1 protein-coding gene (only partly in view) is annotated in these 13,877 nt (G+C 75.6%); it reads right to left on the reverse strand.

What is annotated here, in order from left to right; translation table 11 throughout:
* A protein-coding gene (locus TOK_RS08630) for a non-ribosomal peptide synthetase (RefSeq protein ID WP_172457487.1) crosses the window boundary here: on the reverse strand, positions 1-13,816 show its 5' portion. It extends 1,151 nt beyond the left edge of the window; 13,816 of the gene's 14,967 nt are visible here — the first part of the coding sequence; it begins with the start codon at positions 13,814-13,816; the stop codon falls past the left edge of the window.
* Positions 13,817-13,877: the final 61 nt, after the last annotated feature.

The raw sequence follows: 13,877 nt of genomic DNA on the forward strand, positions 1-13,877 counted from the left end.
GACGCAGCACCCGTTCCACCGGGAGCGATCCCGGCGCCGGCACCACGAGGTGGTCGCCCGCCAGCCGGGCGCGCAGGGCGCCGTGATGGTCGACGACGGTCGCGACCGCGTGCCGCAGCGCCGCACCCGTGACGCTCGCGGGCAGGGTGAGCACCGTCGACTGGGAGAAGCGGCGGTGGTCGCCGCCGCGTTCGAGCATCTCGGCGAGGATCGGGGTGGCCGGGACCTCGCCGACACCGTCGTCGTGCCGGACCGCGGCGGCCCCGGTGAGGGTCGCGACGGCCGCCAGCCCGGCCGGGGTGCGGCGCTCGAACACGGCGCGCGGGGTGATCGCGATGCCGTCCTCGCGGGCGGTGGAGACGAGCTGGATCGACATGATCGAGTCGCCGCCGAGGGCGAAGAACGAGTCGTCCGGCCCGACCGTCGGCAGGCCCAGGACCTCGGCGAACGCCCGGCACAGCCGCGCCTCGACCTCGGTCGCGGGCGTCCGGTCGCCGGTGAGTCCGGCGAAGTCGGGTGCGGGCAGGGCGCGGACGTCGAGCTTGCCGTTGACGGTCAAGGGCAGCGCGTCGAGGACGACGACGGCGGCCGGGACCATGTGGGCGGGCAGCGTCCGGCTCAGGGACTCGCGGAGTTCAGCCGGGTCGAGGCCGCCGACCACGTAGCCCACCAGCTGCGGCTCACCGCGGTCGGTGCGGGCCATGACCGCGGCCTGCGACACCGCCGGGTCGGCCAGCAGCGCCGCCTCGATCTCGCCCAGCTCGATGCGGAACCCGCGGATCGTGACCTGGGAGTCGCTGCGCCCCACGAAGTCCAGCTCGCCGTCGCGGGTCCAGCGCGCGACGTCGCCGCTGCGGTAGAGCCGCGCCCCGGGCGGGCCGAACGGGTCGGCGACGAACCGGCCCGCCGACAGCCCGGCCCGGCCGAGGTAGCCGCGGGCCAGCTGCGGCCCGCCGACGTAGACCTCCCCGGCGACGCCCGGCGGGACCGGCGCGAGCCCGTCGTCGAGAACATGGACCCGCAGCCCGGGGAGCCCCACGCCGACCGGGCTGTGCCTGGTGAGAGCGTCGTGTGCCGTGAGCAGCCGGTGCGTGACGTGCACCGTCGTCTCGGTGATGCCGTACATGTTGACCATGTCCGGGCCGACGGGGTGGCGGGCGAACCAGGCGGCGAGCTTGGTCGGGTCGAGAGCCTCGCCACCGAAGACGACGGTGCGCAGCGTCGCGCAGGGGTCGTCGTCGCGCAGGGCGTCGGCGGCGGCGAGGGGGTGGAACGCCGACGGTGTCTGGCTGAGCACTGTGACGCCCTGGGCCGCGACGAGGTCGAGCATCTCGCCGGGCGAGCGCGTGACCTCGATCGGGACGACGACGAGCCGGCCGCCGTGCAGCAGCGGGCCCCACAGCTCCCAGACCGAGAAGTCGAACGCGTAGGAGTGGAACAGCGTCCAGACGTCGGTCTCGTCGTGGGTGAACAGCTCGCCGGTGGCGTCGAACAGCGCCGTGACCGCGCTGTGTGGGACGGCGACGCCCTTCGGGACACCCGTCGACCCGGACGTGTAGATCACGTACGCGGGGGCGTCGGGGCGCAGGGGGCGGACCGGCACGGCCGCGCCGGCCTCGTCGCTCGGCCGGTCGAGGTGCAGGACCGGTACGTCGCCGATCGTCGTGTCCCCCACGGTGACCAGCAGCTTCGGCGACGCGTCGGCGACCGTGAACGCGAGGCGCTCCGCCGGGTAGGCCGGGTCGAGGGGCAGGTACGCCGCGCCCGTGCGGATCGCCGCGAGAACGGCGACGACCATGTCGACCGACCGCGGCAGCGCCAGCGCGACGACGTCCTCGGTGCCGATGCCGCGGGCCGCGATCCGGCCGGCGAGCGCCGCCGCGCGGGCGTCGAGCGACGCGTACGTGAGCTGCTCGTCGCCGCAGGTCAGAGCCACCCGGTCGGGGTGCGCGACGACCTGGGCGGCGAACCGCTCGGACAGGAGGCGGCCTGCGGCCGGTGCCGCCTCGGCCCGCGCCGGGCGGACGTCCGCGGCGCCCGGCTCGACGGCGGCGGCCTCCGCGGCGCCGAGTCCTCGGGCCCACGGGCCGAGGATCGTCGCCCGTTCGTCGCCGACGAGGACGTCGACGTCGTGCAGCGCGGTGTCCGGCGCGGTCGCGAGCACGTCGAGAACCTGCAGGAGCCGGTCGCGCAGGCCCTCGGCCGTCGTCCGGTCGAAGCGGTCGTGCGCGAAGAGGATCGAGCCCTCGATGCCGGTGTCCACGTCCGCGAACTCGACGGTCAGGTCGAACTTGGCCGCCGGCTCGCCGACGGACAGGGGCTCCAGCGTCAGCCCGCCGAGCGCCGGCGCCGGCTGGGGCCGCGAGTGCACGACCATCGTCTGGAACAGCGGATGCCGCGACGGCGACCGTTCGGGGTCGATGACCTCGACGAGCCGCTCGAAGGGCACGTCGGCGTGCGCGAACGCGTCCAGTGCCACGTCACGGGTCCGGCCGACCGCGACCCGCAGCGACGGGTCACCGGTCAGGTCGTTGCGCAGCACCAGGGTGTTGACGAACAGCCCGACCAGCTCGTCGAGGGCTGCGTCGGAACGGCCCGCGACCGGGGTCCCGAGCGGCACGTCGGTGCCCGCGCCCATGCGCGACAGCAGGACCGCGACGGCGGTCTGCAGCACCATGAACTCGGTGGCGCCCTCGGCGGCGGCCAGCGCGCGCAGCGCGGCCGTCGTCCCCTCGTCCAGCGAGAACGAGACCTTGCCGCCGCGGTACGACGGGACGGCCGGACGTTCCCGGTCGGCGGGCAGCGCGACCTCGTCGGGGAGACCGGCCAGCGTCGTGCGCCAGTGCTCGACGTCGGCGGGCCGGGCCGCCTGCCACAGCGTGAAGTCGGCGTACTGCACCGGCAACGGCGCGAGGGCACGCCCGGCGTAGGCGGCGGCGAGGTCGCCGAACAGCACCCCGGCGGACCATTCGTCGGCCGCGATGTGGTGCACCACCAGCACGAGGACGTGCTCGTCGGGCCCGGTGCGCAGCAGCCGGACGTGCAGCGGCGCCTCGGTGTCGATCGCGAACCGGTACCCGGCGGCCTCGGCCACGATCGCGTCGACGGCGTCGACGGCGACGTCCTCGACCTCGAACGACGGCACGAAGGCGGGCAGGACCTGCTGGTGAGGGACGCCGCGGACGTCGGGGAAGACCGTCCGCAGGGTCTCGTGCCGCTCCACGACGGCGCCGAGTGCGGCCCGCAGGGCATCGACGTCGAGGGGGCCGCGGAGCCGGGCGGGGAACGCGATGTCGTAGACGGCGCTCGGGCCGTCCATGCGGTGCAGGAACCAGAGCCGCTGCTGGGCGGGTGAGAGCGGGACGATGTCCGGGCGCTCGACCCGCCCCAACCGCGCACGGGAGGGAACGACGGGCAGCCGCCGGGCCAGCGCGGCGGGCGTGCGGTCGTCGAACACCGCGCGGACCGGCCAGTCGACGTCGAGGTCGGCGCGCAGCCGCGACGTGAGGCGCGTCGCCAGCAGTGAGTCGCCGCCCAGGTCGAAGAAGTCCTGGTCGGGGCCGACGGCGGCGAGGCCGAGGACCGCGGCGAACGCGGCGCAGACCGCCTCCTCCTCCGGGGTCGAGGGCGACCGGCCGGCCTCCCCGCCGAGGTCCGGCTCCGGAAGGGCGCGACGGTCGAGCTTGCCGTTCGCGGTCAGCGGCAGCGCGGCGAGGACGACGACGGCGACCGGGACCATGTGGCTCGGCAGCCGGTCGGCGACGAACCGCCGGACCTCGGCGGGGTCGAGCACGGCGTGGCTGCCGACGGCATCACCGGCCGGCACGGTCGCACCGTCGCGGACGCCGGGAACGACGTAGCCGACGAGCTGCGTGCCGCCGTCCGCCGAGGACCGCGCGATCGTCGCCGCCCGGGCGACGTCCGGATGCTCGGCGAGCGCCGCGGTGATCTCGCCCAGCTCGATGCGGAAGCCTCGGATCTTGACCTGGTCGTCGGCGCGGCCGAGGTACTCCAGCGTCGGGGTGCCGTCGGGCAGCCGGGTCCAGCGGGCCCGGTCGCCGGACCGGTAGAGCCGGGCCCCGGGCGCGCCCCACGGGTCGGCGACGAACCGCGACGCGGTCAGGCCTGCGCGCTGCCAGTACCCGCGGGCCAGCTGGGCGCCGCCGACGTACAGCTCGCCGGGGACGTCCTCGGGCACCGGGCGCAGCGCGTCGTCGAGAAGGTGTGTGGACAGGCCCGGCAACCCGGTGCCGACGACGCTCGCGTGACCGGTGAGCGCGTCCGGGTCGAGGCGCAGGTGCGTGACGTGCACCGTCGTCTCGGTGATGCCGTACATGTTGACCAGCGCGGTGTCACGGTGCGCGGCCCAGCCGGCGAGGTCGGCCGGGTCGAGCGCCTCCCCGCCGAACACGACGGTCCGCACCGCGAGCTCGGCGTCGCCGGTCTCGGCAGCGAGCTGGTCGAACGCCGACGGGGTCTGGCTCAGCACCGTGACGCCCTCGCGGACGAGCAGGTCGCGGAACCGGTCGGGCGCGCGGCTGACGTCGAACGGGACGACGACGAGCCGGCCGCCGTGCAGCAGCGGCCCCCAGATCTCCCACACCGAGAAGTCGAACGCCGCGGAGTGGAACAGCGTCCAGACGTCGGTCTCGTCGAACCCGACGCGGCCGCGGGTCACGTCGAACAGGGCCGTGACGGCGCGGTGCGCGACGGCAACGCCCTTCGGGGTGCCGGTCGAGCCGGAGGTGTAGATCAGGTAGGCCGTGTTGTCGGGGCCTGCCGCGTCGCGCAGCGGCGCGGCGGAGCGCTCGTCGGGGCGGACCACCGGCAGATCCGCAGGTGCCGCGCCGTCGGTGATCACGACCGCCGGGCGGGCGTCGTCGAGCACGAAGGCGATGCGCTCGGCGGGGTACCCGGGGTCGATCGGGACGTAGGCCGCGCCTGCGGCGTGCACCGCGAGCAGTGCGACGACCAGGTCGGCCGAACGCGGCAGCAGCACGGCGACGCGGTCCTCCGGCCCGGCCCCGGCCTCCTGCAGCCGGGCGGCCAGCCCGCGGACACGATCGGCCAGTTCGGCGTAGGTGAGCTGCGTGTCCCCGCTGGTCAGGGCGATCGCGGACGGGGTGCGGGCGGCCTGGGCGGCGAACCGTTCGTGCAGCGTGCCGGGCAGCCCCGGGAACGGCAGGTCCCCCGGCTCGGCGGCGAGGGTCCGGTCGGTGGGCGCTCCGGCCTGGCTGAGTAGTTGCTCCAGCTCGCCCGGCAGCAGCGCGCCGGCCGTCGCGAGCGGTGCGTCCGGGTGGTCGACGAGGTGCTCCAGCAGCGCGACCAGCCGCGCGCCGATCGTGGCGGCGCGCTCGTCGTCGACCAGGTCGGGGCGGTGGTGCAGCGTGAACGCGAGGCCCTGGTGGTCGGTCGCGATGAGCGCGACCGGGTAGTGCGAGGCGTCGGTCGAACCGGCGTCGCGCACGGTCAGCCCGGCCGCCGACTCCGCCTTGCCCAGCGCGGCGACGTCGACGGGGTAGCTCTCGAACACCATGAGGGTGTCGAAGAGGTCGGCGGCACCGGTGTCGGCCAAGGCGACGTGCTCGTGGTCGAGCAGCCGGGTCCGCGCGTCGGCGACGGCGCGCAGCAGCTGCCGCGGGGTCGTCGCGGCGGCGGGCCGGACCCGGACGGGCACGGTGTTGATGAACAGCCCGACCATCGACTCGACGCCCGGCAGCTCCGGTGGTCGCCCGGAGACGGTCGTGCCGAACACGACGTCCGAGGTGCCGACGAGCCGACCCAGTAACGTCCCCCACAGGGCGGTGACCAGCGAGTTCATCGTGACGCCGGTGTCGCGGACGAGCGCAGCGGCCCGCTCGCCGAGGCCGGCGGGCAGCGCGATCTGCGTGCGGTGCGGGTACACCGGGGCCAGGCCGCGGGCGTCGGGAACGAGCAGCGCCGGCTCGTCGACGCCTGCCAGCTCGGCGCGCCACGCCTCGCGGGCCGCGGCACGGTCGAGGGTCGCGAGCCGGCGCAGGTGGTCCCGGTAGGGCGGCGCCGCGGGCAGCGAACGGGCGTCGCCGTCGGCGGCGTAGAGCTGCAGCAGGTCGCCGTAGACGATCGGCGACGACCACCCGTCGAGCACGATGTGGTGGTTCGTGACGAGCAGCCGGTGCCGGTCGGGGCCGAGCTGCGTGAGGGTGAACCGGATGAGCGGGGCGTCGGCGAGGTCGAAACGGTCTCCTGCGTCGCTGTCGCTCCACTGTGGCTTTGCCGACGCGAGGACGACCTGCAGCGGTTCCCCGTCGTCACCCTCGACGAACGCCGTGCGCAGCACCGGGTGCCGGGCGACGAGCGCGTCGGCGGCGCGGTGCAGCCGGTCGACGTCGAGCGGGCCGTCGAGGTCGAGGACGGTCTGCGCGGTGTAGACGTCGGTCGCGTCCAGGGCCGCGTGGAAGTACAGGCCGTGCTGCAGCGGGGTCAGCGGGAGGATGTCGTCGAGGCGGCCGTAGCGGCGCTCCAGCTCGTCGATCCGCGGCTGCGACACCACGGCGGGCGCGGCGTCGGACGGGGTGAGCCCGCCCGCTCCCGGCGCCGCGGCGGCCCGGACCAGGTCGGTGAGCGCGGAGGTCCAGGTCGCGGCGATGGCCTCGACGGCGGCCCGGTCGAGGACGTCGGCCGGGAACGTCCAGGTCGTCGTGAGGGACAGGCCGTCGGGGCCCGGGGCGGCGACGGCGTTGACGTCGAGCGCGACCGTCACCGGCAGGCCGGGGTCGACGGGCAGGTCGACGCCCTCGGGCGCAGCGGCCCAGACGGCCGGGTCGGACGCGGCGTCGAACCGGCCGAGGTAGTTGAGCCGGACCTGCGGACGGTTCCCGTCGAGCCGCAGCGGCCCGAAACCGACGCCGTCGCGCGGGGCCGCGCGCAGCTGCTCCTTGACGCGCTTGAGCACGTCGAGGGGGTCGACGAGACCGGTGGCGTCGAGCCGGACGGGATGGACGTCGGTGAACCAGCCGACGGTCCGGTCGAGACCCGCGTCCAGGCCGCGGCCGTGCCGTTCCCGTTCGACGAGCAGCGGGCCACCGCCGCGGGCGACGGTCAGCGCGGCGTAGAGCAGGTCGTCGACACCCGCGCGGAACGCGGCGGGGGCTGGGCCGAGCAGGGCCGCGGTGACGTCGGCGGGCAGGGTCGTGGTGATCTCGGCGAGTCCGGCGGCGCGGTCGCGCGCCGGATCGACGCGTCGTGTGCCCAGCAGCGGCTCGTCGGTGTCCAGGACGGAACGCCAGTACGGCCGCTCGGCCTCGTCGGCCTCCAGCTCGGTCGCCCAGCGCCGCATCGAGGTACCGACGGGCGCGAGGGCCGGCGCGCGCCCGGCCTGCACGGCCGCAAGGGCCTCGGCCAGGTCGGGCAGCACGATCCGCCACGACACCCCGTCGACGACGAGGTGGTGCGCGACGATCCGCACCCGGCCCGGCTCGGCGCCGCGGTCCTCGTGCTCGACGCGCAGCATCCGGCCGGCCTCGGGGTCGAGGTCGCCGTGGCGCACCAGGTCGCCCGCTCGCACGGAACCCGGCGCGGGCACGTGCAGCGCCCAGCCGTCGTCATCGTTCACCAGCGTCGCGCGCAGGACATCGTGACGATCCAGGACCGCCTGCAGCGCCGCCTCGATCTCCGCGGTCGTCGCGGGCGGGCTGACCAGGGCGACGCCCTGCGCGAAGCCGCGCGGGACCGGGCCGTGGGCGAGCAGGTCGCGCGCGAGGGGGGTGAGCGGAACGCGGCCGGTGCCGTCGTCCGTCACGGTCTCGACGGCCGCGCGACCCGCCGCCGCGGCGACGAGGCCGGCGACGGTACGGCGTTCGAACACGTCGCGCGGGGTGATCGCGAACCCGGCGGCGCGGGCACGGGCGACGAGCTGCAACGACACGATGCTGTCGCCGCCGATGCGGAAGAAGTCGTCGGCGGGGCCGACCGCGGGGAGCCCGAGCAGCTCGGCGACGAGCGCGCCGAGCGTCGCCTCCTCGGGAGTGGCGGCGGACGCCTGCTCGATGACGACGGTCGGCGTGGGCAGCGCGCGGTGGTCGACCTTGCCGTGCGGGGTCAGCGGGAAGGCGTCGACCGCGGTGACGGCGGCCGGGACGAGGTGCGCGGGAAGCCTGTGCGAGAGCTCTTCCCGCAGGTCCACAGTGGTTGCACCGGTGACCCAGGCCAGCAGCCGGGTCCCGTCCCCACGCACGACGGCCCCGGTGACGCCGGGCTCGGCCAGCAGCGCGGCCTCGACCTCGCCGGGCTCGATGCGATAGCCGCGGATCTTCAGCTGGTCGTCGCTGCGGCCGTGCAGGGTGAGCCCGCCCGCCGGGGTGCGGCGGGCCAGGTCGCCGGTGCGGTAGAGCCGCGACCCGGGCGGGCCGTAGGGGTCGGCGACGAACCGCGCGGCGGTCGCGGCCGGGTCGCCGTGGTAACCGCGGGCGACGCCGGGCCCGGCGAGGTACAGCTCGCCGACGACACCGGTCGGCGCGGGACGCAGCTCGTCGTCGAGGACGATCGAGCGCACCCCGGCGACAGGGCCTTCCGTTCCGGGGCGATCCAGCCGCCAGCGGTACGCGTCGACGGTCGCCTCGGTCGGCCCGTACAGGTCGACGACGGCGGTCTCGTCCTGGTCGGCGAACCGCGCACGCAGCCGCGGGGTGACGGCGTCGCCGCCGACGCCGAGCAGCACCGGCCTTCTCGTCGCCGCGTCCCAGTAGCCCAGCTCGACGATGCGGTCGAGGTAGGCCGGGGTGAGCTCCAGGAAGTCGATCTCCCTGTCCGACACCAGGTCCAGCAGCGCCTCGGGGTCGCGCATGGTCGCGCTGTCGACGAGCACCAGCTCGTGTCCCGCGAGCATCCACACCAGCGGGTCCCACGAGGCGTCGAAGGTCAGCTCGGCGGCGTGGGCGACCCGCAGTCGTTCCCGCCCGGCCCGTTCGACGGCCAGCACCATGACGTCGGCGCGGTGCGCGGCGAGCAGGTTCGTCAGCCCGCGGTGGGTGACGGCGACGCCCTTGGGCACGCCCGTCGACCCGGAGGTGTGGATGACGTAGGCGAGCTGGTCGGGATGCAGTGCCACGTCGAGGGGCGCGTCGTCGTAGCCGTCGAGATCCGCAGGCCACCCCACCTCCGTCACGACGAGGTCCGCCGCGGCCAGCAGCTGCTCCTGGCGCGGGGCGGGTGCGTTCGGGTCGACGACGACCGGCGCCGCTCCGGCTGCCTGGACCGCCAGGATCGCGACGACCAGGTCGGCCGAGCGCGGCAGGACCAGGCCGACCGTGCGCTCGGGCTCCGCGCCGTGGGTCGCGAGGTGGCGGGCGAGCCGGTTCACCCGGGCGCGCAGCTCGCCGAAGGTCAGCGTGGTCGTGCCGTCGGTCAGCGCCGGGGCGTCGGCGGGCGGGAGTGCGAGGGCGTCGGGGACCGTCAGCGGGCCCTCGGCCGCAGCGGCGGCCCCGGCGAGCAACCGCGACGGCTCGTCGGGCAGGAGCACGTCGACGTCGCCGACGGGCCGGTCCGGGGCGTCGACGAGCCGCTGCACGACCAGCGCGAGCCGCCGCGCCAGCAACGCCGCACCGTCCGCGCTGAACAGGGCGGAGCTGTACTCCAGCGCGCACGTGAGGCTGCCGTCGCGGGCCTCGGTGACGTCGACGGTCAGGTCGAAGCGCGCGGTGCCCGGGTCGGCGGAGAGCACCGTCGCGGTCAGGCCGGGCAGCCGCAGCGGCGCCGGGTCGCCCGCGGTGTGGGTGACCATCACCTGGAACAGCGGGTGCCGGGCGAGCGAGCGCTCCGGGTCCAGCAGCTCGACGAGCCGCTCGAAGGGCAGGTCCTGGTTCTCGAACGCGGCGAGGTCGGCGGCGCGGACCCGGTCGAGCAGCTGCCGGAACGTCGGCGCGCCCGCGAGGTCGACCCGCAGCACCAGGGTGTTGACGAAGCAGCCGACGAGGTCGTCGAGCGCGCCGTCGGTGCGCCCGGCGACCGGGCTGCCGAGCGGGATGTCCTCGCCCGCGCCGAGCCGGTGCAGCAGCACCGCGACCGCGGCCCGCTCGACCATCGACGGGCTCACCCCGGCCTCGCGGGCCAGGGTGCGCAGCCGGCCGGCGACGTCCGCGGCGACGGAGGCCTGCACGGTCGCACCGGCATAGGTCGCGACGGCGGGCCGCGGGCCGTCGACGGGCAGCGTCAGCTCCGCGGGCAGCCCGGCGAGCGCGGAGGTCCAGAACGCGGCCTGCGCGGGCTCGACGTCGGCGAGCAGGTCGCGCTGCCACAGCGCGTAGTCGGCGTACTGCAGCGGCAGCGGCGCCCACGCGGGGGCGACGCCGTCGAGACGGGCGCGGTAGGCCGTCTCCAGGTCGCGCAGCAGCGGCTCGCCGGACCACTCGTCGGCGGCGATGTGGTGAAACACCAGGGCCAGCACGGCCGACGACGGTCCGGTGTGCACGAGCGTCGCGCGCAGCGGCGGCTCGGCGGCGAGGTCGAAGGGGTGTGCGGCGAGGTCGTCGAGGTCCTCTTCCGAAAGCCGCAATGCGGGCCATGCGGCGGGATCGGACAGCACCACCTGCCGGGCCACGCCGTCGGTCTCCGCGATCACCGTGCGGACGGCCTCGTGCCGGCCGACGACGTCGGTCACCGCCGCGGCCAGCGCGTCGACGTCCAACGATCCGTCGAGGTGCACGAGCAGCGGGACGTTGTGGTCGGCCGAGGGGCCCTCGAGCCGGTGCAGGAACCACAGCCGCTGCTGCGCGAACGACAGCGGCAGCTCGGCGGGCCGCGGACCCGCGGCGGGGGTCGGGTGGGACGGGCCGTGCCCGTCGGCGGCGAGCGCGGCCAGGGCCGCAGGGGTGCGGGCGTCGAACACCGCGCGCACCGGCAGGTCGGCGCCCAGCGCCGAGCGAATGCGGGAGATCAGCCGGGTCGCGGACAGCGAGTGCCCGCCGAGGTCGAAGAACGACTCCTCGGGGCCGACCTCGTCGAGGTCCAGGACCTGCGCGAACAGCCCGCAGACAATCTCCTCGGCGGGGGTCGCGGCCTTGCGCACGGGCGCGCGTTCCACGGTCGGGGCGGGCAGCGCCGACCGGTCGAGCTTGCCGTTGGTGGTCAGCGGCAACGCGTCGAGCACGACGACTACCTCCGGGACCAGGTGCTCGGGCAGGCTCTGCGTCATCGCCGCGCGGACCCGCTCGGGCAGCCCGGCGACGTCGACGCCCGGGTCGGGCACCACATAACCGAGCAGCCGGTTTCCTTCTGCGCGAGCGGCCGCGCGGGCGACGCCGGGCTGCTCGGCCAGCACCGCCTCGACCTCGCCGAGCTCGATGCGGTAGCCGCGGATCTTGACCTGGTCGTCGGATCGCCCCAGGTAGGAGATGGTGCCGTCGGCCTCGAGGCGGGCCAGGTCGCCGGTGCGGTACATCCGTGCGCCCGCGACGAGGGGGTGCGCGACGAACCGCGCCGCCGTCAGGCGGGGGCGGCGCAGGTATCCGCGGGCCAGCTGGGAGCCGCCCAGGTACAGCTCCCCCACGACGCCGGGCGGGACGAGCCCGAGGCCCGCGTCGAGGATCAGGACGTCGGTGCCGTCGCCGGGGGTGCCGATCGAGAGCGGCCCGTCGGGGTGGCCCGGGGTGACCTCCCACAGGATGCAGCCGACCGTCGTCTCGGTGGGTCCGTACTCGTTGACGACCTGCATCCCGGCGAGCGCCGCGGCACCCAGCTCGGTGAGCATGTCGCCGCGCAGCTCCTCGCCGCCGACGATCAGCGTCCGCGACCCGGGGTAGCCGGAGTGCGCGAGCAGCGCGAGGTGGCTCGGCGTGACCTTGAGGAAGTCGGGGCCGCCCGCCGCCCAGTCCTCGTCGCCGTCGAGGCCAGGGACGGGGTCGACGAACCCGCCCGCCAGCAGTGTGCCCAGCAGCGGGGTGAGGGTGAGGTCGAACGAGACGGGTGAGTGCAGCAGGGCCGGCCCGCTCAGGCCCGGATAGGTGTCGACGGCCCAGCGCAGGTAGTGCGTCAGCGCCGCGTGCGCGACGTGGACGCCCTTGGGCCGGCCCGTCGAGCCGGACGTGTAGATGACGTAGGCGGCGTGGTCGGGGCGCAGGACGACGTCGGGAGGGGTCGACGGGTACGACGCGAGAACAGGGTCGGCCGGATCGAGTCGTGAGTGGCTCACGGGGTCTTCCGCAGGGTCTTGCACAGGGCCGCCGATCACCAGCGCGACCTCGGCGTCGTCGAGCATGTAGGCGATGCGCTCGGCGGGGTTGTCCGGGTCGAGCGGGACGAACCCGGCACCGGCCGTGAGCACCCCGAGGATCGCGACGAGCAGCTCGGGCGAGCGCGGCAGCAGCAGCCCGACCCGCTGCTCCACCCCGATGCCGAGGGTCACGAGATGGTGCGCGAGGCGGTTGGCGGCGGCGTCGAGCTGCGCGTAGGTCATCCCCGGCGTCGCGGGCGCGTCGGGCGTGTCCCGGACGCGGGCCGCGAACAGCTCGGGGTAGGTGGCGGGCGGGATCGCGGTCGGGGTGCGATGGACGAGCGTCGCGCGCTCGGCGTCGGTGAGGACGTCGACCGACGCGACCCGCGCTCCCGGGTCGGCGACGAGGGCTTGCGCGAGCGTCGTGAAACGGCCGGCGATCTCCGCGGCGCCCTCCACGGGGACGACGTCCGGCCGGTACTGCAGGGTCAGCCGCAGCCCGCCCTCGTCGACCGCGACCAGCGAGAGCGGGTAGTGCGTCGCGTCGCCCGCGGGCACCGAGGTGACCCGCAGCCCGGCGCGGGCCTGCAGGTCGTCGAGGGCGTCCACATCGACGGGGTAGGACTCGAACACGGTGAGGGTGTCGAACAGCTCCCCCACCCCGGCCAGGCCCTGCACCTGCGACAACGGCAGGAACTGGTGGCCCAGCAGCCGCGACTGCTCGTCCTGGACGGTGCGCAGCAGGCCCCCGAGCGTCGCCGACGGCTCCGGCCGCACCCGCACGGGCAGCGTGTTGATGAACAGCCCGACCATCGACCCGACGCCCTCGAGCTCCGGCGGGCGACCCGACACGGTCGCCCCGAACACGACGTCGTCGCGCCCGGTCAGCCGGGCGAGCAACAGCCCCCACAGGGTCTGGACGACGGTGTTGAGGGTGACCCCGTGCGCGCGGGCGAGGGCGTCGAGACCGGCGGGCACCTCGACGGGGACCTCGGCGGAGCGGACCGGCGGGCGGCCCTGCGCGGCGGGGACGATCCGCGTCGGCTCGGTGATCCCGGCCAGGGCGGACCGCCAGGCGGCGAGCCCGGCGTCGTGGTCCTGCGCGGCGACCCAGGCGAGGTGGTCGCGGAACGGGCGGACCGGCGGCAGCGTCTCACCCGCGTAGGCGGCGAGGAGGTCGGCAGCCACGAGCGGGCCCGACCAGCCGTCGAGCACGAGATGGTGGTTGGACATCAGGAGGCGGTGGCGCTCAGGACCGGTGCGGGCGACGGTGAACCGGACCAGCGGCGGCGCGGCGAGGTCGAACCGGGTGGCCGCGTCCGTGGCGACGACCTCGTCCCACTGCGCACCGTCGTCGACAAGGGTGAAGGGGGCGCTCGCGCGGGCGAGGACGACCTGGACGTGCTCGCCGGTGCGGCGGGTGCGGAAACCCGTCCGCAGCGCGGTGTGCCGGGCGACGACCGCGTCGGCGGCCGCGCGCAGCCGCTCGACGTCGAGGTCACCGGCGATGTCGAGCACCAGCTGCGACACGTAGACGTCGGGTCCGGCCTGGTCGAGCAGCGCGTGGAACAGCAGTCCCGACTGCAGTGGCGCGAGCGGCAGGACGTCCTCGATCTTCTTCGTGCTCATGCTGGTGGAGTCACCTTCGGGTCGATCGTGGGTGTCGATCACGGGCATGCCGGACCCGTGT

The sequence above is a fragment of the Pseudonocardia sp. N23 genome, from assembly GCF_002583555.1.
In the GTDB taxonomy this organism is placed as follows: domain Bacteria; phylum Actinomycetota; class Actinomycetes; order Mycobacteriales; family Pseudonocardiaceae; genus Pseudonocardia.